Source organism: Capnocytophaga periodontitidis (assembly GCF_016126015.1).
GTDB classification, from domain to species: domain Bacteria; phylum Bacteroidota; class Bacteroidia; order Flavobacteriales; family Flavobacteriaceae; genus Capnocytophaga; species Capnocytophaga periodontitidis.
Map to the genome: position 1 here is coordinate 295558 of NZ_JAEFDB010000001.1, position 21042 is coordinate 316599.

At 35.0% G+C, this 21042-nt stretch carries 22 protein-coding genes and 1 tRNA gene; 20 read left to right on the forward strand and 3 right to left on the reverse strand.

What is annotated here, in order from left to right; translation table 11 throughout:
• Positions 1 to 10: 10 nt before the first annotated feature.
• Both I7X29_RS15295 and I7X29_RS01410 read right to left on the reverse strand, forming a co-directional pair.
• Positions 11 to 175, reverse strand: a complete 165-nt coding sequence (locus I7X29_RS15295) for a hypothetical protein (RefSeq protein ID WP_225883637.1) — start codon at positions 173 to 175, stop codon at positions 11 to 13.
• 322 nt (positions 176 to 497) lie between these two features.
• On the reverse strand, positions 498 to 923 hold the full coding sequence (locus I7X29_RS01410) for a hypothetical protein (RefSeq protein WP_088594387.1): 426 nt from the start codon (positions 921 to 923) through the stop codon (positions 498 to 500).
• A 99-nt stretch (positions 924 to 1022) separates the two neighbouring features.
• On the opposite strand from I7X29_RS01410, the gene bshA reads away from it, so the two are divergent.
• The 20 genes from bshA to I7X29_RS01510 all read left to right on the forward strand — a co-directional run bounded on the left by bshA (position 1023) and on the right by I7X29_RS01510 (position 20784).
• Complete coding sequence (gene bshA, locus I7X29_RS01415) at positions 1023 to 2147, forward strand: N-acetyl-alpha-D-glucosaminyl L-malate synthase BshA (RefSeq protein WP_198472540.1); 1125 nt, start codon at positions 1023 to 1025, stop codon at positions 2145 to 2147.
• A 6-nt stretch (positions 2148 to 2153) separates the two neighbouring features.
• The gene (locus tag I7X29_RS01420) at positions 2154 to 3068 is read left to right on the forward strand and encodes an NTF2 fold immunity protein (protein WP_198472541.1); all 915 of its coding nucleotides are present in this window, start codon (positions 2154 to 2156) and stop codon (positions 3066 to 3068) included.
• A gap of 2 nt (positions 3069 to 3070) precedes the next feature.
• Complete coding sequence (locus I7X29_RS01425) at positions 3071 to 3406, forward strand: cell-division protein (protein WP_198472542.1); 336 nt, start codon at positions 3071 to 3073, stop codon at positions 3404 to 3406.
• 18 nt (positions 3407 to 3424) lie between these two features.
• On the forward strand, positions 3425 to 4168 hold the full coding sequence (locus tag I7X29_RS01430; protein ID WP_198472543.1) for a class I SAM-dependent methyltransferase: 744 nt from the start codon (positions 3425 to 3427) through the stop codon (positions 4166 to 4168).
• Positions 4165 to 4608, forward strand: coding sequence for a hypothetical protein (locus tag I7X29_RS01435; RefSeq protein ID WP_198472544.1), 444 nt, complete (start codon positions 4165 to 4167; stop codon positions 4606 to 4608). The genes I7X29_RS01430 and I7X29_RS01435 overlap by 4 nt, the downstream gene beginning before the upstream one ends.
• Positions 4609 to 5541, forward strand: coding sequence for a leucine-rich repeat domain-containing protein (locus I7X29_RS01440; RefSeq protein WP_198467046.1), 933 nt, complete (start codon positions 4609 to 4611; stop codon positions 5539 to 5541). It abuts the gene before it with no gap.
• 5 nt (positions 5542 to 5546) lie between these two features.
• Positions 5547 to 6086, forward strand: coding sequence for a hypothetical protein (locus tag I7X29_RS01445; protein WP_225879504.1), 540 nt, complete (start codon positions 5547 to 5549; stop codon positions 6084 to 6086).
• A gap of 123 nt (positions 6087 to 6209) precedes the next feature.
• Positions 6210 to 6551: a 30S ribosomal protein S6 gene (gene rpsF, locus I7X29_RS01450; protein WP_002679068.1), complete on the forward strand. Its 342-nt coding sequence runs from the start codon at positions 6210 to 6212 to the stop codon at positions 6549 to 6551.
• A gap of 4 nt (positions 6552 to 6555) precedes the next feature.
• Entirely contained in the window at positions 6556 to 6834 is a 279-nt protein-coding gene (gene rpsR / locus I7X29_RS01455; protein WP_198472545.1) for a 30S ribosomal protein S18, read from the forward strand.
• A gap of 18 nt (positions 6835 to 6852) precedes the next feature.
• Entirely contained in the window at positions 6853 to 7380 is a 528-nt protein-coding gene (gene rplI / locus I7X29_RS01460; protein ID WP_198472546.1) for a 50S ribosomal protein L9, read from the forward strand.
• Positions 7381 to 7535: 155 nt separating this feature from the next.
• A complete protein-coding gene (locus I7X29_RS01465; protein ID WP_198472547.1) occupies positions 7536 to 10256 on the forward strand; it encodes a hypothetical protein in 2721 nt (906 codons plus the stop codon).
• Positions 10257 to 10279: 23 nt separating this feature from the next.
• Positions 10280 to 10846, forward strand: a complete 567-nt coding sequence (locus I7X29_RS01470; protein WP_198472548.1) for an NfeD family protein — start codon at positions 10280 to 10282, stop codon at positions 10844 to 10846.
• A 54-nt stretch (positions 10847 to 10900) separates the two neighbouring features.
• Positions 10901 to 13579, forward strand: a complete 2679-nt coding sequence (locus tag I7X29_RS01475) for an AsmA family protein (protein WP_198472549.1) — start codon at positions 10901 to 10903, stop codon at positions 13577 to 13579.
• 23 nt (positions 13580 to 13602) lie between these two features.
• Positions 13603 to 14349 (forward strand): 2,3-diphosphoglycerate-dependent phosphoglycerate mutase, encoded by a 747-nt coding sequence (gpmA, locus tag I7X29_RS01480; protein WP_009751041.1) that lies wholly within the window; start codon positions 13603 to 13605, stop codon positions 14347 to 14349.
• Positions 14350 to 14801: 452 nt separating this feature from the next.
• Positions 14802 to 16193 carry a type III PLP-dependent enzyme domain-containing protein gene (locus tag I7X29_RS01485; RefSeq protein ID WP_198472550.1) on the forward strand — a complete coding sequence of 464 codons (1392 nt, stop codon included), beginning with the start codon at positions 14802 to 14804 and terminating at the stop codon, positions 16191 to 16193.
• Between the two features lie 100 nt (positions 16194 to 16293).
• Positions 16294 to 17241, forward strand: coding sequence for a DUF4421 family protein (locus I7X29_RS01490; protein ID WP_009751044.1), 948 nt, complete (start codon positions 16294 to 16296; stop codon positions 17239 to 17241).
• 172 nt (positions 17242 to 17413) lie between these two features.
• The gene (locus tag I7X29_RS01495) at positions 17414 to 18670 is read left to right on the forward strand and encodes a tetratricopeptide repeat protein (RefSeq protein WP_198472551.1); all 1257 of its coding nucleotides are present in this window, start codon (positions 17414 to 17416) and stop codon (positions 18668 to 18670) included.
• Between the two features lie 94 nt (positions 18671 to 18764).
• A complete protein-coding gene (truA, locus tag I7X29_RS01500; protein ID WP_198472552.1) occupies positions 18765 to 19517 on the forward strand; it encodes a tRNA pseudouridine(38-40) synthase TruA in 753 nt (250 codons plus the stop codon).
• A gap of 59 nt (positions 19518 to 19576) precedes the next feature.
• The gene (locus tag I7X29_RS01505) at positions 19577 to 20101 is read left to right on the forward strand and encodes a tetratricopeptide repeat protein (protein ID WP_198472553.1); all 525 of its coding nucleotides are present in this window, start codon (positions 19577 to 19579) and stop codon (positions 20099 to 20101) included.
• A gap of 110 nt (positions 20102 to 20211) precedes the next feature.
• Positions 20212 to 20784 (forward strand): DUF3109 family protein, encoded by a 573-nt coding sequence (locus I7X29_RS01510; RefSeq protein WP_009751048.1) that lies wholly within the window; start codon positions 20212 to 20214, stop codon positions 20782 to 20784.
• A 91-nt stretch (positions 20785 to 20875) separates the two neighbouring features.
• Here I7X29_RS01510 and I7X29_RS01515 read toward each other — a convergent pair.
• Positions 20876 to 20949, reverse strand: a tRNA-Met gene (locus tag I7X29_RS01515).
• Between the last annotated feature and the right edge of the window lie 93 nt (positions 20950 to 21042).

Here is a 21042-nt window from a genome sequence, read left to right on the forward strand (position 1 = left end):
TTTATAAGCATTAGCTATCCAGCAAGTCTAATAAAGGCTGAATGGGCAATCCTGCTAATCCAAAACAAACCAACCAATCTTCAGTCGTGGTGATTTCGGAGTATTTTTCACTGAGAACTTCTTCAAAAAAGCAAGAGAAAACCGCTTTTAAAAATCTATTTCGGGAGCTTCCCACAAGTCAAGACGTTCAAAATAGCATTTAGAGAGCGATAATCCCTCGTCTATATAAAATATTTTACCCTCACAAAGGAGTTCAAGCATACGTGGTAAAAAATAATGAACTTCTACAATAGCCTTAACTGTACTCACTAACATAGCTCTACATAGGTGCTAATTTGTTGAAGTGAGAGCTCCCTAAGGGGAATACGGCATAAATTATCTATTTCAGTAGGAGTAATGCAATTGTCACAATCACATACTGATAAATGTTTATCAATCGAATAAGAAAAAAAAGCTATAGGCTTCTTCTATATAAGGACTTAATTTGTTTGAATATTTCATCTTTTGTAACTTAACCAAATAGCTGTACCCCCTCCTTTACGGTCATAAAGAGCCTCAATCTTTCCCCAATCAAAAGAGTGATTATCACCTATGTGGGCTGTGAGCCATTGTTTGTAATATTTTTCAGTTTTCAATTCGTATTCTTCACTCCAATCTTCCCACGAAGTCTGTCGTTCGTTCATCGCAAAACATAAACATTCAAGTTGCTCACCTTTAAAACAAAGTGAAACATCAAAGAGTTTTCCTTCAAAAGAACAATTGTAAAAATATAGCCAATAGTATCCTGTACCTACCTCCCATATTTTATTATTTGGAAAACGTTCTCTAAGATTAGAAAAAGTTGTATTAGTTGTAATAGTTTCACTTTCTATGAGAAGGAAATCTCCATTATGAATGTTTAAAAAAGAAGCTGTTTTTTTCATTTTATCACTTGTTACTCAACTGCAAAGATATAATTTTTTGTTAATATTTTTTATACCCAACAGAAAAATAGTACTTTTGCCTATCTAATACATCAAAAAATGAATATAGCCATAGTGTGTTATCCTACCTTTGGAGGTAGCGGTGTAGTTGCTACCGAATTAGGAATCGCCTTAGCCCGTAAAGGTCATCAGGTACACTTTATTACTTATAGTTATCCTGTGCGTTTAGACTTCTTGGAAATGAACATTCACTTTCACGAAGTACATGTAGAGGAGTACCCCTTGTTTCATTATCAACCTTACGAATTAGCGTTATCAAGCAAAATGGCTTATGTGGTAAAGACTTACAACATTGATATTTTGCACGTGCATTACGCTATTCCACACGCTTATGCAGGCTATATGGCAAAGCAGATGCTCAAACGTGAAGGGATAGAAGTGCCTATGATTACCACTTTACACGGCACAGATATTACTCTTGTAGGTAATCACCCTACTTATAAAGAAGCAGTAACGTTTAGCATCAACGAATCGGATGTGGTAACCTCGGTATCCGAGAGTTTGAAACGAGATACATTGCGCCTTTTCAATGTAAATAAAGATATAAAAGTTATTCCAAACTTTATTGCCTTAAAAAAAACTGAATCTATTTCTCCTTGCAAACGAACAGTAATGGCAACTCCCGATGAGGTAATTGTAACTCATATTAGCAACTTTAGGAAAGTGAAGCGTGTAGACGATGTGGTAAGGGTATTCTATGGCATTCAGCAACAACTTCCTGCCAAATTGATAATGGTAGGTGACGGACCTGAGCGTGAGATAGCCGACCAGCTATGTAAGGATTTAGGTATCAAGAAAAAGGTGCTTTTCTTGGGAAATACATCTGATATAGACCGTATATTATGTTTTACAGATTTGTTTTTACTCCCCTCAGAATCCGAAAGCTTTGGACTTTCAGCCTTAGAGGCAATGGCTGCAGGTGTACCCGTAGTATCAAGTAATGCAGGAGGCTTATCGGAGGTAAATGAAGAAGGTGTATCAGGTTATTTATGTCCAATAGGCGATGTGCAAACAATGGCTGAAAAAGCTATTTATATTTTAAGTGACAAAGACCGCTTGACACAATTCAAACAGAATGCCCGCAAAGTAGCAGCTCGTTTTGATGAAGAGAAAATTGTACCGATGTATGAAGCTCTTTACTACAATGCTATTAAAGATAAATAAAACATTATGGCAGCTTATAAACACCCTATTACCTTAGAAGCCGCTCTTAAAGAAGTAACCGAGGAGCGCTTTTGTAAAGGACATCATTACAAGGATGTCGCCCTGACCGATGAGATGGTTGAACAGATCGTACAAGTAAAGTCGTTGGTCAATATGGGCTTTATCAATACCGCGATTACTGATGAAGCACTACAATACTTGGCGACTTTGCCCAAACTAAAACTCCTTTTCTTAGAGGGTAATAAGCAAGTTACAGGCGAAGGCTTTAAGTACTTTGTCGACAAACCTATCAACCATATCTCGCTGGACGGTTGCCCCGTAACTGATGAGACACTAAAAATTGTCCTACAAGTACCACGCCTAAAGTCTCTTTCGCTAAAGAGAACACGGGTTACTTTTGAGGGGCTAATGGCTGCGGCACATTACAACAAGGTGAGTTTCTACCTTGATAAACCTTTCACCGCCGATCAGATAAAAGCCTTTGAACAAGCCCAACGCACCGCAGGCAAGAAGAAACCAACGACAACTCCTACCGATGATCTGCCTGTAGTAAAGCAATTACTCTTAGATTTCTTTGTGGCAATGACCGAGTGGGAGGCTTTCGCTACCAAAAATGACGATACCCAAGAGGGCGATCTTTTGGTAAGAGAAAAATGCAAAGACCTCTTCAAAAAGTATTGTACCGACAAGCGTAGGACAGGCTATCGCCCTGAAGGAATTAGTTATTCTTTAGATAAAAGCGGTACCTATGGTGAACATCAAATTATCGATAGTGAGGTGGTTACTAAGAATAAGATATACCTCTACACTCAAGACAGACATAATTGTCAGTTTCGCTTTCTCATCATCAGAAAAGAGGGGGAGTGGAAGATTGACGAATGTCAATGGCACGATGGGGGCTGGACTAAATACGGATTATAATAATGAAAACAGCAAAACAACTTATAGAAGACGAACTTCAGAAAATAATTCATCAGCTTAAAGAAGTTTCTCTTTTGCAAGAGGAGAAACAAGCACTTCTAAGCTATAAAAAGGAGTTAGAACAACTATTGTTCCTCAAAAAACTTTCAGATACCTATTATTTGGAATCCGCAACTATAGAGCGTATTATTGTATTGCCTCCGCCTCGTACAGATTTTTCTAATTTCCGTCTTGTAGATGATGCTGAAACAGAAGAAAAACAATGGTGGGAGGAGTTAAAGATAGAAAATAAACCCATTTGGCTTTGTGAAGGAGATATTTTGATTAAGAAAAGATAATTCGAAAATATAAATATAATGAAAGATATGTCCCAAATATTCAAATCTTCTATAAAAATAGAAGATGTAAAACAAGAAAATGGTATTTTTTGCTGTATGAATGACCATTTTGTCAGTGGAGACAATCAAAAGTATATGAAAATGTACGATTGGATGTCTTTCTTTTATGATTTTGGAGAAAAATGGATAGGAAAAATCAAGTATGGAAACGCCATTGACCGCCTGCGTACGGAATTAATGAGCCGTTTGGAATGGAAAAATAATATTTCTGTGCTTTATGTTTCCATAGGTACAGGAGCGGACTTGCGTTATCTACCCCAAGGGATTGATTTGAAAACAATAAACCTTGTAGGAGCCGATATTTCTATGGGAATGCTCAAAAGATGTAAGAAGCAGTGGCAAAAGAAAACAAACCTTACTCTTGTGCAGTGCCCTGCCGAGGAATTGCCTTTTGCCGATAATACTTTTGATATTGTTTTTCACAACGGAGGTATCAATTTTTTCAACGATAAAGCCCTTGCTATGAACGAAATGCTCCGAGTTGCCAAACCAGGTAGTAAACTCCTTATCGCTGATGAGACAGCCGACTTTGTGGAGATCCAATACAAGAAAAGCGTCTTTTCTAAATCCTATTTTGAAGGCAAAACGGTTGATTTGAACGCCATAGAACAATGTATCCCAGCGTCAGTGACTGAAAAGAAAACAGAATTGTTCTGGAATAACAAATTTTATGGAATTACTTTTAGAAAAACAACTAAATGAATGCCTTACAAAAACGATTAGCACAAATAGGAACGGAACCTCACGAAAATGGCTTGTGTGATGGAATAGTATATGAAGACTCAGAAGCCCAATGTTATTGGATTTATAACCACTATTCCTATTGCGAATGGCTTAAGCACAATATGATGCACTATGCAGGACTTAGCAGGGAAGAAGCTACTGAAAAATTAGCTCAAAATAGCCTGTTTACAACCCCACCTAAAGATCTTGAGAATTTATTTTGCATTACGCACGAGCTCACCTATCACAACGCAATGGAGATAGCCAAAGGAAATATGTATTGGCAGGACGGAACGCCCTCTGATACTAATAGCTTTCAGGAAGAACACGACGTTTGGTATAAGCAAACCAAAGAAAAATATCACTTGAACGAAGAATACGAGATACTTAGTTTTGAAGAAGTATTGAAATTAAACTAAATGAGTTACATTACCTTTAAAAGCAAGCTCATAGAGCAAAAAGTAAAGCAATATCTGAAAAAGAAACACGCTGACCTTCTTGTAAAAGAGGGAAGGAGGGTATTGGTCAAAGAAGAAGGAGCGTCTTTGATTACCAAAATGCTCATTCATAACGATGATTTGCACTCAGAAGACTTAGCCGACTTGCAAATGTTCCCAAATATAAAGGAATTAGAGTTGCTATCGGAGAATATTACCGATTTAGAATCCTTGCTACCCTTGGAAAAGCTACAAAAACTCTATTTGAATGTCAAGGCAACGGATTATACGCCTCTCGCTAAATGCAAAAAACTTAAAAAAGTAGAGGTTTATGACAGTGGGGTGAGCGATATAGCCCCTTTTTGTGAACTTACAAAACTGAAAGAGTTAAAACTATCGTGCAATAAACTCATTTCTTTGGAGGGCATACAACGATTACAAAACCTTACCGAACTTTGGTTGGATAGAAACCAAATCACCGATATATCCCCTTTGGCGTGGTTGCCCAATCTTGAATATTTACAATTAGAGAGGAATCAAATCAGCGATTTATCTCCTCTGAGAGCCCTCAAAAAACTCACTACCTTGCGTTTATATCACAACGAGGTGAAAGATCTTTCTCCTCTGAAGCATTTACCTTTAGAGGAATTGGACTTAGAGCAAAACAAGATAGAAGACCTTAGCGATTTGGTAGGTATAGAAACACTTAGAAATCTAAAGATATGTTTTAATCCTATAAAAGACGCTTCTCCTTTGCTAAAAATGCCTAATTTAGAGTTTGTTTGTACAGATGCTAAGGATATCTACTTACCTTTAGAACGTTACCTTGGTAAGAGTGTAATAAGAGAAGTATTTGGAGGACAATACCCTAATTTTCAAGAAGTAGATACCTATATATTTAGTAAAAAAGAATGAAGAAAATGACCTTATTAGCCCCTTTGTTAGCCTTATTCTCTTGCAAAAGTTCCCCAGAAGAGCGAAAAGCCACCGAAGCCTTTCCCTTGCAATCCTTATTTACTTATGAGTATTGTGGAGAAAAGGATGGTTTTCAGTATTTCTTATTAGGCAACCAATGGGAGCGTAAAGTGTTCAAAATAAAAAGCTCAGAAATACACATTGATCCTCAATATGCTTTTTACGCTGATCCCTCTTTTGAGCCTAAAATACCTATTACCCCCGTTGAACAAGAAAGAGTCTTTGCCGAAATCCCTATGAATGGACAAAAACTCTATTTGTATAAGGGAGATATCGTACTGCGTTATTTCCTTAGCTGTTCTGACCTACACAAAAAAGCTACAGACCTCCCTACTTATCTCTATGATGAAATAAGTCAGCAGGAAGCTGAGGCACACCAAGAAGAACGTGCCTACTATATAGGTTATTACAAAGAGGAGCTACTCATTCGTTACCAAAAAATATATAGGGGAGAGATGTTAATAGAGAAAGAAATAGAATATTAATATATTTATTATCAGTTAATTAATTTGATTTGTTGCAAAAAAAAATGTATTTTATTTTGTTACTTCAAATAAATATACTACTTTTGCGCCCTGAATTAAAAATCATTTAATCATTTTATTTTTATGAATCAATACGAAACTGTTTTCATTTTGAATCCCGTTTTATCTGAAACACAGATAAAGGAAGCAGTAGAAAAGTTTGAAAATTTTCTTACTTCAAGGGGGGCAGAATTTGTAGCAAAAGAGAATTGGGGCTTGAAAAAATTAGCTTACCCAATCCAAAACAAAAAAAGTGGATTTTATCACCTCTTTGAATTTAAAGTAGCTGGTGAAGTAATCGACGCTTTCGAATTGGAATTCCGTCGTGACGAACGTGTTATGCGTTACCTCACTGTGAAATTAGACAAGCACGCCATCGAGTGGGCTGAAAAAAGAAGAGCTAAGTTAAACACTAAAAAAGCGTAAGAAAATGGCAGTAGAACAAAAAAAAGGAGATATCAAATACCTCACTCCACTAAACATCGACACTTCTAAACAAAAGAAATATTGTCGCTTTAAAAAATCAGGTATTAAATACATTGATTACAAAGATGCTGACTTCCTCTTGAAGTTTGTGAACGAACAAGGTAAATTGCTACCTCGTCGCCTTACTGGTACTTCATTGAAGTTCCAACGCAAAGTGGCTATCGCTGTGAAAAGAGCTCGCCACTTAGCTTTAATGCCTTATGTAGCCGATTTATTAAAATAATAACAAGGAGTAGAAACTATGGAAATTATACTTAAACAAGACGTACATAATTTAGGTTTTAAAGACGATGTCGTTACTGTAAAAAATGGCTATGGTCGTAATTACCTCATTCCGCAAGGATTCGCAATTTTAGCTACTCCCTCAGCAAAAAAGGTATTAGCTGAAAACTTAAAACAAAAAGCTTATAAAGAGCAACACATCATCGAAGAAGCTAAGAAAACTGCTAAAGCTCTTGCTAACTTGGCAGTGAAAATTGTAGCCAAAGTAGGTGCAGGTGATAAACTCTTCGGTTCTGTTAATCACGCTGATGTTGCTCAAGAATTAGCTAAAGCTGGTCACGATATCGATAAAAAATTTATCTCTATCGCAGGTAACACTATCAAACGTACAGGTAAATACAGCGCTGCTATCCGTTTACACCGTGAAGTAATCGTTGATTTCCCATTCGAAATTGTAGCAGAAGTAGCCAAAGTTGAAGCTAAACCTGCTGAAAAAGTGGAGGAACCTAAAACTGAGTCTCCAGCTGAGCAATCTGCTGAAAACTAATAAATTATAAGTAGTAAATAGTTCATATCAATTATAATTTTTGATACCTATTAAAGACGTGAAATCTTTGGTAGGTATTTTTTTTACAAATATATTTTTTTTTCTCAAAAATAATATATACCTTTGCCTCGTTTTTTAGCAAGTTTCTTATTACAATGGAATCAAAAATTAATACAGTCGGCCTAACTATATGGGGCTACAAACAAGGTTGTAAAGTATTAGCTTCTCAAGGAGTTAATTTTCAACTTAAAGAGGTTAAAGATAGATTAAAAGACCTTAGTGCTTTTATTCGTATCCACACTCCTCGTGTAGATTTCTACACACTTCAATTTACGCAAAACTACAAAATATACACCCAGTACCGTTCTTCTCGTGAAGTAAATGGTCAAACAGGAGTGTATATTGCTATATCGTTGTATGTTCCTCACACTTTGCAATGGCGTGGAATACGACAAGTACTCAACTTATTGATGGATATGTACTTCGCTGAACATATCAATTACGAGAATGGTGCGCCTTTGCTCAACGAAAAAGAAGATATCTTCCCTTATTTCAATCTCCTACGTGGCTATGAAAAACAACTTACTGAAGAACTTCAGCCTAAGCCTTGTACTTTAGAAATGCCATATACTCCTAAAATTTTTCCTTATAGTGATATTTATGAAGTAGATAAGTATTTCAATATGCCTTATCGCCCAGAGTTCGATAATATTCAGGACGTTGTTTTCTTGAGAAAAGAATTTGTAGAGAATCCTCGTGCTTATAGTATAGAACTTTTCTTTCCTGAATATAGAACTCAGCAAAATACAACTGCAACTACTAATAATAGTGGTACATCTCACTTTACTATTGCCGACAAGAGAATCAAAGTTCTGGCTTTTATGAGAAATGGTAGAGATGTGAGTACTACTTATGAAAGCGAGATTTTCTCTGATGATGATACTATAGAGTTACTCCTCGAGAAGTCTAAGTATTACCAAATGTTCTCCTATAACGATACCGTTAAGAAAGCAATCAAAAAAGGATATATCAAGCGTACTAATAATAGTTATAGCTTAGAATTTATTCCTTTTGTAGAAAAGGAAACCAAACTCTATGTAGAAACTCCTCAGTACGACTTCCAAAAATACATCACTTTCTTGTCTTTAGAAAGTGGTAGTTTCAAGATAAAACCTCATAGTGATAGCAAAGGCTTTTATTTCCTTTTCAAAGGTGATGAGGCTCAAAAAATATTTAATATTAGCTATAATGGCATTGTCTTTAGAAGTAATTATGTAGTGGATGAGAGAATCCCTCTCACTATACCTTTTGAGCAATATCACTTTACAGTCGTTTCTAATAAAATAGTAGCTGTAGCATTGAAAATCAACGGGATTGTGTTTAGCACTTCTTTGCGTAGTGATTCGCCTATAGAGATAGTTCTCCCTGAACACTTATATCACTTTGAGTTTGAAAATCAGGAAACTAAAAGAGTGATAAGTATCTCTAAAAGTGGTGAAATAAACTATGAAATCGAGGGTAATGTACACAATCCTCAAATGCTTGCTTCCGAAAGTCCTAGAGCAAAAAATCAACTTGCTGTGATAAATAACAGCTTAGCTACTGTGGGTGACAATAAAAATGAACCTATACACAAATCTCGCTTCTTCTGGCTCAAAATAGCATCTATAGTGGTGTTTGTTTTGGCATTAGTGGGAATAGGTTATTGGTTTATTTTCCCTATGCTTAAAGACCCTACCAAGGCATACATTGCTTTCAAATCGGAAAGCAAAATCGAAGATATCCATTTCTTAACAAACATAGACGAACATAATTATGAAATTGATAGTACTTACATTCGTCTCAAAAAAGGCTTACCTGAAACTGAAACTAAATTGGTAATTACTTTTGCTGAAGAAGGAAAAGATACTGTTGTGTTCAATAAAGAACAACTTGCTAAATTAGCTACAATGGTACAGGAAGGCAATAAAGATACTCTTAAAATTGATGTAGTATCTCCAGCTCGTTTCTTCCTTGCTGAAGTGCAGAATTGGAAAAGTACTCATGCCGACCCTAAAGGAACTCTTTTCTTAGCCGAAGCAAAAAAACGCAATTACCTCACCGAAAAATTGCGCCCTGAATTTGAAAAAGCTGTATGGGAAAATTTCTTAAAAGATTTTGATTATTCTGCCTACAATAGTGAGCAAGTTGATAGCCTTTTACGCCCTTATTTAAGAGGTGGAGCTTCCGAGTTGAAATCTTATCAAAAAGATTTAGAACAGATTATTTCTCAAACTAAAATTCGTGAAAGTCAGGAGGATAATGTGGTAGAAATAGCTACTCCTGCACCTGAACCTACAAGAGAACCTAAACCTGTTGCAGCTCCTAAAAATAATCCTGAACCTAAGAATACTCCCCCTGTCGAAAGAACTACTACAACTATAGTAGAAAAAACTGATGGTAAAACTGTAGTGAGACACATCAGAACAGGTGCAAGGCCTCAAGCTACAAATGTAAGCCTTACCGAAGAGTTTATTGCTGATTTGAAACGTTTCAACTCTCCATCTTGCTCTGAAAGTGTGGTAGATAAGGTAAAAATCAATGCAAAACGCCTAAGCAATAGTGACTGGGAAGTGGTATCTTACGATTTTAACCAAAATAAAAACGAAATCGAAGAACGTGTCAAACAATACGTAGCTTTCTTTACAGCTGTAAGAACAGGAGGTAGTATTGATAATCTTAAACCTCCTTATTTTGGTGGACAATCAAATATTATTTATTTCCTTAAAAAAGGAAATAATTTCGATATTGTAAAAGGAAAAGCAAATCTAAAAACTTTTACCGATATTCGTCAAGCGATTATCAATACAGGCGTAGATCCTAAATCAATACGATAAATAACCATAAAAAACAATATACTATGTTAGAAGTTTTCAATAACCTTGATACTCTTTTAAAAGGATTTTGGATGATAGCAATTCCTACTTCAGTGATTTTTATCATTCAAATGATTCTTACATTCATAGGAAGTGACGCCTCCGATGGTACTTCTGCCGATTTTGACGGTGATCTCAACGGAGGCGACACACCTTTCCAGCTTTTCTCTTTCCGCAATTTGATTAACTTCTTGTTAGGATTTAGCTGGACTGGTATTTCATTTTATAAAATTATACACAATCAGCTCTTATTCATAGCTTTAGCTACTATAGTAGGAGCTTTGTTTGTATATCTCTTCTTCCTTATTATCAGAGCTCTGATGAAACTTTCAGAAGATAATACTTTCAAATTCTCTGAAACCATAGGCAAAACTGCCGAGGTCTATATCCCTATTCCTGAATACAAACAGGGAAGAGGCAAAGTAACCATTAGTGTGCGCGGTACTATACACGAATTAGATGCTATGACCACCGGTGAACGCCTCCCTTCTAACACCATCGTGAAAATAATTTCTGTAGATGATACTGTTTTATTTGTAGAACGATTGTAACAATTCAAAATTATTTTGTACCTTTGCCCTCTATAAAACATAATCATAAACACAATGAAAATAGCTAAAAAAATACTGAAATGGGGAGGTATCTCACTTTTACTCCTCATTATTGCAATGCTTGCTATCCCTTTTTTCTTTAAAGATACTATTAAAGAAAAGGTGATTGAGATGGCAAATGAAAACTTAAAGGCGAACATCGGATTGCAAGATGTTGATATTAGTTTGTTTAAGAACTTTCCTAAGGCACGCGTTACTCTCAACAATTTTGTATTAGTAAATAAAGAGCCTTTTGTAGGCGATACCCTTTTTGCTGCTAAACATATTGATGTAACTTTGAGTATCAAAGATTTATTAGCGGGTAACTACAATTTGTTAGGAGCTAATGTAAAAGATGCTTCTGTATACATCCACCTCAATAAAGAAGGAGCTGGTAACTTTGATATCGCTATCCCTTCCGATAAACCTGAAGAAGAATCTGCCCCTATTAAACTTGATATTCAACAATACAACATCGAGAATTTGAAATTCACTTTCAAAATGGATGATGGTAACCTATTTATGGAAGTAGCCGACATCTACCATAGCGGAAAAGGTAACTTTGCTGAAGAAGTATTAGATTTAGATACACAAACAAAAGCCAATGTAACTTTTGCAATGGATAAAAGTACTTTTATGAAACAAGTACCCATTACACTTCAAGCTATTTTAGGTATCGACCTAAAAAATCAAAAGTACACTTTCAAACAAAATAAAGCTACCATAAATCGCTTAGATTTAGTATTTGATGGTTTTATTCAACTGTTAGAGGAAGGACAACATTACGACCTTACTTTTAGCACCCCTACTAATTCATTTCAAAACTTCTTAGCTCTTATCCCTGAAGAGTATGCTAAAAGTATTGAAAATGTAAAAACTACAGGTAATCTCACACTCAAAGGCTTTGCTAAGGGAGATATGGTAGGTGATAAAATCCCTACTTTTGGTCTTGAAATGTATGCTGATAATGCTTCTTTCAAATATCCAAACCTCCCTAAAACAGTGCGTGATATCACTATCGACCTCAAAGTGAATAATGCTACAGGTATTACTAATGATACCAAAGTAAACCTCAATAAATTTACAATGAGTATCGACCAAGACCACTTCTCAGCCCGTGCCAATGTGAGCAATATGGTAGTAAATCCATTTGTTGATTTAGCGATAAAAGGTACTATCAATTTGGCTAACTTATCACAAGCTTATCCTATTTCGTTGGATAAGAAGTTCTCCGGTATTCTTCGTGCCGATATCGCTACACAGTTGGATATGAAATCAGTAGAAACTAAAAACTACCAAAATATCAAAGCGCAGGGTAATTTGTCGCTTTCTCAATTTGTATACGCAGGCGAAGAGTTTGTAAAACCTTTCCATATCGATAATTTGAATGTAGCATTTAGTCCTTCACACATTGGGCTGTCTCAATTCGATGCCCGTACGGGTGAAACCGATTTGCATCTCACAGGAACAATCGATAATCTATATGGTTTTGCTTTCAGAAAAGAAATCCTCAAAGGAAACTTTAACCTTTCTTCTAACAAATTGGTGGTAAATGATTTTATGCAACCTGCTACTGCCGAAACAGCAACTCCTAAACAAGAAACTAAAGAAGCTCCTAAAACAACTGCTAAAGCTCCTGCTCAATCAGCTATAAAAGTACCCGCTTTCTTAGATTGTGCACTTACTGCCAAAGCTAATACGGTGTTATACGACAATTTAAAATTAAGCAACGTATCAGGTAAGCTAATTATAAAAGACCAAAAAGTGGCTTTAGAAAACTTAAAATCAGATATTTTTGGAGGGAATATAGCACTTACAGGTGATGTGTCTACCAAAGAAAAAATACCTACCTTTGACGTAGACTTGAACCTCAATCGCCTTAACATATCCGATGCTTTTACACAAATTACTATGCTCGAAAAGATAGCTCCTATTGCAAAAGCCGTACAAGGAAAAGTGAATACAGTTATCAATGTAAAAGGTAATTTGAAAAACGATTTAACTCCTGAAATTAACAGTATCTCTGGCGACCTATTTGCCGCGCTTATAGACTCTAAGATTGACAGCCACGGTTCTCCTCTACTCTCAGCCTTAGATAGTCAGTTTACAGGATTAAATTTAGCCAATCTCAACCTGAAAGATGTAAAAGCAGCGGTTGATTTTGAGGATGGAAAAGTAAAAATTAAACCTTTTACTATCAAATATAAAGATGTAGCCATAGAAGTAGCAGGTTCTCACGGATTTGACCAGCAGATGAATTATAAGCTCACTTTCAATGTTCCTCCTCAAATGTTAGGTAAAGAGGCTGAAGGTTTGTTGTCAAAACTCACTCCTGAAAATCAGAAAAAAATAACCAACTTGCCTGTGGTAGCAACCGTAGGTGGAACTTTCAAAAAACCTCAAGTAAGCACTGATGCCAAAACCGTAGTAAAAGATTTGGCTACCCAAATAGCTAAAAACCAAATTAACAACCTTACCGCTAAAGGCACCGACGCTTTACAAAAGGCTTTAGGAGGTAAAACCAGTTCAGGTACAGCAGGCGAAATCACAAAAACTGTTGGTGGACTGATGAAAAACAGAGATAGCACAATGACTAAAGTGAAAGAAAAAGCCAAAGAAGAGGCTAAAAAGGAAGCTAAAAAACAATTAGGTAACTTCCTTAAAGGCTTAGGAGGAAAAAATGAAGGCGAATAAAAACAAAATTAATTGAATTATATATGTATAAAGTAGTACTTTTACGCCACGGACAAAGTGAATGGAACAAGCTCAACCTATTCACAGGGTGGCAAGATGTAGATTTAACTGAGCAAGGAGTACAAGAAGCTCGTGAAGCAGGACGTGTTATGAAAGAAGAAGGTTTCAAATTCGATGTTGCCTACACATCTGTACTTAAAAGAGCTATCAAAACCTTGAACAATGCTTTAGAAGCAATGGGTGATCTTTGGGTACCTACTCACAAAAGCTGGAGACTCAACGAGAAAAGTTATGGAGCATTACAAGGCTTAAACAAAGCTGAAACAGCTGCTAAATATGGTGAAGACCAAGTACTTTTATGGCGTCGCTCTTACGATGTACGTCCTCCATTTATCGAAGAATCCGACGAACGTCACCCTTCACACGACCGTCGTTACAACTCACTTACTAAAGAGGAAAAAACTCCCGGAGAGAGCCTTAAAGATTGCTATGATCGTATGTTGCCTATATGGTTCAACGAGATAGCTCCTGACATCAAAGCTGGTAAAAGTGTGATCATTGCAGCTCACGGTAATAGTTTGCGCTCATTAGTTCAATACCTTGATGGACTTTCTGAGGATGAAATCCTTAAACTTAACATCCCTACAGGGGTACCTTTGGTGTATGAACTTGATGCTAACTTAAAACCTATCAAACACTATTACTTAGGTGACCAAGAAGCAATTGCAGCTGCTATTAACAGCGTTGCAAATCAAGGAAAATCAAAATAGTATTTGTTTTTATAAAAAATACCTCCAAGAAATTTTATCCTTTCTGGAGGTATTTTTGTCCTCTATAAAATGAGTATATTCCACAACTTGAACCTTAAAAATATCTAAATGAATGTTCCAGACTATAAAATATTCCTCACTTTTTTCTATTCAATGTGTTTGTAATTCAAAAATAATAATTATTTTTGCACTCAAATAGTAATATACTATTTCTGAAGTATAAGATAATTTAATTACTAAAACCTTTGGTCGTTGAAAATGAACATTTTATTTTTAAGTTATTTTCACTCTGCACGCACTCATTCTCTACAAATTAAATTTAAGGCTAAAAGTAGTCTTTCACCACTTCGTATTTGAATCAGGTGTAGTTAGGTAATAAATAGGTAACAAATTAAGGTTACCTCAAATGTTTTTTACTAAAAATTACTCATTATTTAATTTACACTGTACAAATGAAAAATAAATATATCGACCTAATTGACCAAACCTACTATTTTCCACAAGATGAATTTACTTTAGATGGCGATGAACTTCGCTTTCACAATATTGATTTGATGGAACTTGTACGCAAGTATGGAGCTCCCCTCAAATTTATGTATCTACCCAGAATATCTGAGAATATTCAACGTGCCAAAAAATGGTTTGAAAAAGCGATTAAAAAACACAAATACAAAGGGGCTTACAACTATTGTTATTGTACCAAAAGTTCTCATTTTAAACACGTAATGGTAGAAGCTTTGAAGAATGATATCCACATGGAAACCTCTTCAGCTTTTGATATCAACATTATCAACAACCTTATCAGCGAAGGATTGATTACCAAAGAGAATTATATTTTGTGTAATGGCTTCAAACGTGATGCTTATATTGATGGCATTGCCGATCTTATCAATCGTGGCTATCAAAATTGTATTCCTATCATTGATAACTATGAGGAAATCAATTTGTTTGAAGAAAAAATAAAAGGCTCATACAATATTGGTATTCGCATAGCTTCTGAAGAAGACCCTCGTTCTGAGTTCTATACCAGTCGTTTAGGTATTGGCTACAAAAATATTGTACCTTTCTACAATCGTGAGATTAAAGATAATCCTAAAGTACGCCTCAAAATGTTGCACTTCTTTATCAATACAGGTATTAAAGATAATGCCTACTATTGGAATGAACTCTTGAAGTGTTTGCGCGTCTATATCCAACTTAAAAAAGTAGCTCCTGAACTTGATAGCCTTAATATAGGTGGAGGTTTCCCTATCAAGAGTTCGTTAGCTTTTGAGTACGACTACGCCTATATGGTTGATGAGATTATCCGTCAGATAAAAATTACTTGCGACCAAGAAAAAGTACCCGTACCCAACATTTTTACTGAATTTGGTAGTTTTACAGTGGGTGAGGCAGGCGGCGCTATCTACGAGATAATGTACCAAAAACAACAAAACGACCGCGAGAAATGGAATATGATTAATTCCTCTTTCATTACTACTTTACCCGATTCTTGGGCTATTAATAAACGTTTTGTATTATTACCTATCAACCGTTGGAATGATGAGTACGAACGCGTACTCCTCGGTGGACTCACTTGTGATGGTGATGATTATTACAACAGCGAACAAAATATGAACGCTATCTATCTGCCTAAATATAACAAAAATAAACCACTCTATATAGGTTTCTTCAATACAGGAGCATACCAAGATAGTATTGGTGGGGTAGGGGGATTGCAACACTGCCTCATTCCACAACCTAAAATCGTACTTATCGATAAAGATAGAAATGGTAACCTTACCTCCCGTCTCTTTATGGAACAACAAAAAGCTGATGAAATGCTAAAAATCTTAGGTTACTAAAATTTAAGGTATAAACTTTGTAGAACCTTTGTCAAAGTCCTTTACGACTTTGACAAAGGTTCTACAAGCCCTAACTCCTTTTTCTTTAACTTCTGACAAAATGAAATACATAATTCTTTTTTTCTTATCAATCACTACTTTATGGGCACAAGATACCACAGCTACTAAAAGATACCACTATAAAGTGTGGATAAAACCTTCATTGAGTATCAATTATCTCGCAGTTGATATAGAAGACGCTCCTATTAATAAAGATTTGAAAAATAAAACAATATTACCTAACTATCCTCTTACAATGGGGTTGGGGTTAGGAGTACATAATACCTATGTAAACCTTGATTATGCTAGAGGTTTAATGCCTTTGCGCAACGAAAATAAATATGGAAAAACGAGCTATTTTGATTTTCAATTACATTCCTTTATTAGCAATAAGTTTTTGTTAGACATTTATTATCAAAGTTATAAAGGTTTCTATTATGAAAATGGTCAAAATATACACCTTCTCAAAGATGCTCGTGTACAACAGATAGGAAGTGAATTTTTGTATTTTACCAAATGGAGAGAAACCTCTTTAAAAAATATATTTAATCCAGAAGGTGAACCACTAAAACCTTTCTTCAGTTTCTATTTTGGAGGAGGTGTTTTCCATCATAAACTCAGCTTGCCTCTTGTGGATCCAGATAGAACTGACGATTTTAAACATATACAAGCTGGATTTAGTGGAGGGGTAGCCAATCTTTGGCAACTTGCTCCCAATCTCACTTTTAGTGGCTTAATAGGATTAGGATTTTATTTTGGTGGAGAAACAGCTCCTATAAGTAAAATGAAAATCAATCAATATGTAAATTTTAGATATAACATAGCTCTTACTTACAAAATTAAAAGTTCAACAATAGATTTTTCAATATTGCATAACAACAAGCGTGTATATTTTAATGATTCCGACCTTGTAAGTATTAAAAACTCTACTTTTAGAATTAGTTTCACACAACAACTCAATGTTACTACTCGTCATAACAACAAAGTGATGAGGTTCTTAGGGATGTAGTCTATTCCTTTGAAAAAGCAATAATCTAATAATCAAAATAATACAATTGGTATAATATTTGTTTCTAAATAAAAAGTTAAAAATATTTGGTATTTTTAAAATAAAGCACTACATTTGCGACTTATAAATGAATACATAAAAACAAAAAACTGTTTTAAAATTGCAAAACAATATGAGAAAACCATTATTAATGGCTGCTGCTCTACTTATTTCGGCAGTCGCATTCGGACAAAAAAAAGAACTTAAAGAGATTGAAAAACAAATCCGTAAAGGTGATTTAACATCAGCTCAAAGTGGTTTAAATGCCATTAAAGGAAGTATAGAAGGTACTGAGTTCGCTCCTCAGTTCTATTTCTTAGAAGCTCAAGCTAATATTGAGCTTACTAAGAAAAACAAAAGTTTAGCTTCTTTGCAAAACGCTACCGCTGCTTTTGCTAAAGTAAAACAATTAGAAGGCGGTAAAGGAAAATATACTAATCAGTTACAATCATTAGCTGATGAAGCTATAAACTTTGCAGTAGGGCAAGCTCAAGAGAAGTACAAAGTTAAGGATTACAAAAATGCTTCAATAGCTTTTGAACAAGTATATCGTCTTAGCGCTCGCGATACTGTGTTCTTGTACAATGCTGCTGTAGTAGCAGTGGAAGGTAAAGACTATGATAAAGCCGTGAAATTGTACTCAGAACTTAAAGACCTTGGTTATGATGGAGCTGAAACACTTTATATCGCAACCAATAAACAAACTAAACAAGATGAGACTTTCGCTGATAAAAACCAAGCTGAACTAATGGTAAAAGCAGGGACTCACGAAAAAGCAAGAGTTGAAAAAACACCTTCTAAACGCGCCGATATCATAAAAAACATAGCCTTTATCTATGTAGAACAAAAGAAAGTTGATGAGGCTATCAAAGCGTTTGAAGATGCTAAAAAAGCATATCCTAAAGATGCGAACATCATCCTTGCTGAAGCTAATGTATACTTGCAGTTAGACAATAAAGAAAAATTTAAACAACTAATGCAAGAAGCTGCTCAACTTGATCCAAATAATGCTGACCTTCACTACAATATTGGGGTAATCAATATGCAACAAGGTAATATTTTAGAAGCTCGCAAAGGTTTTGAACAAGCACTTAAAATTAAACCTAACTACGCCGATGCCGCTTTGAATATCTCTACTACCTACATCAACGAGGGAAATAGTTTGATTGAGCAAATGAACAAATTAGGAAACTCTAAAGCTGATATTGCTAAATTTGAAGCATTAAGAGACCAAAAAGATGGTTTATTCAAAAAAGGTGCTGAAGTATTAGAGAATTATATTAAAGCAAATGGTAATGTTGAAAACATCTTAGAACAATTGAAAAACATCTATGGAGCTTTAGGAGATAGTGCTAATTTCCAACGTGTAAAAAAACTTTTAGGGCAATAATTGAATCCTATGAAAATAAAAAATAGGAATTAGACTTTTCTCTCTAATTCCTATTTTTTTATTCCTATTCAATAAAATATTCTATTTTGTCGAAATGCGTTATTTTATAGAACTCTCTTTCTTTGGTAAAAACTATCACGGCTGGCAATCTCAACCCAAGGCTATTTCTGTACAAGAAGTTTTAGAGCAAGGACTCTCAACAATCCTTCGAACCCCTATAAGTGTAGTAGGAGCAGGACGTACCGATAGTGGTGTACACGCTTCACAAATGTTTGCTCATTTTGATGTAACACAACCTTTGCCTGCCAACTTTGTACACAGATTAAATGCTTTCTTACCAAAAGATATTGCCGTTCACAATATATATGAGATGAAACCAAATGCTCATACCCGTTTTGATGCTCTCAAACGTACCTATCAGTATCATATTAATACTCAAAAAGATGTTTTTGCGTATGATTATGCAATGTTTTTCACTCATCCATTAAATCTGACAATAATGAATGAAGCTGCTCAAATTCTTCTTGATTATAGTGATTTTCAATGTTTTTCCAAAACTCATACCGATGTAAAGACTTTTATATGCAGAATTTATAAAGCACATTGGGAGAAAATAGACAAACAACTTATCTTTACCATCACAGCCGATCGTTTCTTGCGCAATATGGTGCGTGCTATTGTAGGAACTCTTATAGATGTTGGATTACAAAAGCTATCACTTACAGACTTTGAAGATATTATTCTCAGCAAGAATAGAAATAAAGCAGGAGCATCAGTGCCAGCTTGTGGATTGTTTCTCACTCATATAGAGTATCCTGAAGATCTTTTTATTCAAAAAATCAATTAAATATTAGTATTATTCAGTGAAATTCACTACTTTTGCAAACTTTTTAAATAAAACTATAAATGAAATATCTACAAAACAAATACTTAAAAATAGTTGTAGCTGTCCTTATTGTAGCTTGGGCAGTATATCAATTCACTCGAGGAAATATAGGGAATGGTATTGCTCTCATTTTTCTATCACTTATTCCTATTTTATTGTATTTTCGCAATGAGTTTATATTGCTTACCTTTTTGCGTTTGCGAAAACAAGATTTTGCAGGAATGGAAAAATGGCTTAGCAAAATCGTAGACCCAGAAACAGCCTTATTACGCAAACAACAAGGGTATTACAACTATATGTACGGAATTATTTATTCGCAAAAAAACCTTACACAAGCTGAAAAATACTTTCGTAAAGCCTTACAATTAGGGCTCACAATGAATTACGATGTAGCAATGGCAAAATTGAGTTTAGCAGGTATAATGATGCAAAAACGCAAAAAACGTGAAGCCCAAGAGCTTCTTACAGAAGCTAAAAAGTTAGACAAGCAAAATCTTATGACCGAACAAATAAGAATGATGCAACAACAACTTAAGAAAATCTAAATAAAGAATAGGTCAGTATATTGATTTTAAAAATTTTAAAACAGATAAAAGAGTTAAAAGTAACATTTTACTCTTTTATTTTTTTATTGTTAACATAATAATTTAATAAAATGATACAAGTAGCTAATACTATTATTTCAGAAGATATAGTAGAAAGAGATTTTGTTTGTAACCTTAGCGCCTGCAAAGGAGCTTGTTGTATAGAAGGAGATGCGGGAGCGCCTATAGAAGAGCGAGAACTCAATATAATGAAACGTATTTATCCAGAAGTGGCACCATACCTTACTGAAGAAGGAAAGAGAGCTATAGAGGAGCAAGGAATATATGTAAAAGGAGAAGACGGAGAATGGGAAACCCCATTGATAAATAGGGGAGAATGTGCTTATGTAGTACGAAATGAAAAAGGTTGGGCACTTTGTGCTATTGAACAAGCATATAATGATAAAAAAATAGAATGGAAGAAACCTATATCTTGTCATTTATATCCCATACGTTTGCAAGAGTATAGTTCATTTACAGCGGTAAATTATCATCGTTGGAGTCCTATATGTGATGAAGCTTGTACTTTAGGGAAAGAGTTAGAGATGCCAATTTATAAGTTTGTAAAAGAAGCCCTTATTAGAAAATTTGGAGAAGAATGGTATAAAGAATTAGAACTTATAGCAGAACATTTGAAAAAGTGATAATGAACATAGAGAAATCTAAAAACTGACACAGCTATTTTAAGAAATTAGGCGTAATTAGTTGATTATCAAACTAATTACGCCTATTTTGTAGCGAAGACGGGATTTGAACCCGTGACCTTTGGGTTATGAATCCAACGCTCTAACCACCTGAGCTACCTCGCCATTAATCTATATCTTTTCTCTTTTGCGGTTGCAAAGGTACTACTTTTTTTTATACTACCAAAGAAATATTTATTTATTTTTGATTTTGAAATA

What these genes read in the sequence shown, in the direction of transcription:
- I7X29_RS01490 (WP_009751044.1), top strand. Translation starts at nt 16,294, where the DNA reads ATGAAATACATAATTCTTTTTTTCTTATCAATCACTACTTTATGGGCA.
- I7X29_RS01505 (WP_198472553.1), top strand. Translation starts at nt 19,577, where the DNA reads ATGAAATATCTACAAAACAAATACTTAAAAATAGTTGTAGCTGTCCTT.
- I7X29_RS01425 (WP_198472542.1), top strand. Translation starts at nt 3,071, where the DNA reads ATGAAAACAGCAAAACAACTTATAGAAGACGAACTTCAGAAAATAATT.
- rplI (WP_198472546.1), top strand. Translation starts at nt 6,853, where the DNA reads ATGGAAATTATACTTAAACAAGACGTACATAATTTAGGTTTTAAAGAC.
- bshA (WP_198472540.1), top strand. Translation starts at nt 1,023, where the DNA reads ATGAATATAGCCATAGTGTGTTATCCTACCTTTGGAGGTAGCGGTGTA.
- I7X29_RS01470 (WP_198472548.1), top strand. Translation starts at nt 10,280, where the DNA reads ATGTTAGAAGTTTTCAATAACCTTGATACTCTTTTAAAAGGATTTTGG.
- I7X29_RS01475 (WP_198472549.1), top strand. Translation starts at nt 10,901, where the DNA reads ATGAAAATAGCTAAAAAAATACTGAAATGGGGAGGTATCTCACTTTTA.
- I7X29_RS01435 (WP_198472544.1), top strand. Translation starts at nt 4,165, where the DNA reads ATGAATGCCTTACAAAAACGATTAGCACAAATAGGAACGGAACCTCAC.
- I7X29_RS01430 (WP_198472543.1), top strand. Translation starts at nt 3,425, where the DNA reads ATGAAAGATATGTCCCAAATATTCAAATCTTCTATAAAAATAGAAGAT.
- rpsR (WP_198472545.1), top strand. Translation starts at nt 6,556, where the DNA reads ATGGCAGTAGAACAAAAAAAAGGAGATATCAAATACCTCACTCCACTA.
- I7X29_RS01465 (WP_198472547.1), top strand. Translation starts at nt 7,536, where the DNA reads ATGGAATCAAAAATTAATACAGTCGGCCTAACTATATGGGGCTACAAA.
- I7X29_RS01510 (WP_009751048.1), top strand. Translation starts at nt 20,212, where the DNA reads ATGATACAAGTAGCTAATACTATTATTTCAGAAGATATAGTAGAAAGA.
- I7X29_RS01410 (WP_088594387.1), bottom strand. Translation starts at nt 923, where the DNA reads ATGAAAAAAACAGCTTCTTTTTTAAACATTCATAATGGAGATTTCCTT.
- gpmA (WP_009751041.1), top strand. Translation starts at nt 13,603, where the DNA reads ATGTATAAAGTAGTACTTTTACGCCACGGACAAAGTGAATGGAACAAG.
- rpsF (WP_002679068.1), top strand. Translation starts at nt 6,210, where the DNA reads ATGAATCAATACGAAACTGTTTTCATTTTGAATCCCGTTTTATCTGAA.
- truA (WP_198472552.1), top strand. Translation starts at nt 18,765, where the DNA reads ATGCGTTATTTTATAGAACTCTCTTTCTTTGGTAAAAACTATCACGGC.
- I7X29_RS01445 (WP_225879504.1), top strand. Translation starts at nt 5,547, where the DNA reads ATGACCTTATTAGCCCCTTTGTTAGCCTTATTCTCTTGCAAAAGTTCC.
- I7X29_RS01420 (WP_198472541.1), top strand. Translation starts at nt 2,154, where the DNA reads ATGGCAGCTTATAAACACCCTATTACCTTAGAAGCCGCTCTTAAAGAA.
- I7X29_RS01440 (WP_198467046.1), top strand. Translation starts at nt 4,609, where the DNA reads ATGAGTTACATTACCTTTAAAAGCAAGCTCATAGAGCAAAAAGTAAAG.
- I7X29_RS01485 (WP_198472550.1), top strand. Translation starts at nt 14,802, where the DNA reads ATGAAAAATAAATATATCGACCTAATTGACCAAACCTACTATTTTCCA.
- I7X29_RS01495 (WP_198472551.1), top strand. Translation starts at nt 17,414, where the DNA reads ATGAGAAAACCATTATTAATGGCTGCTGCTCTACTTATTTCGGCAGTC.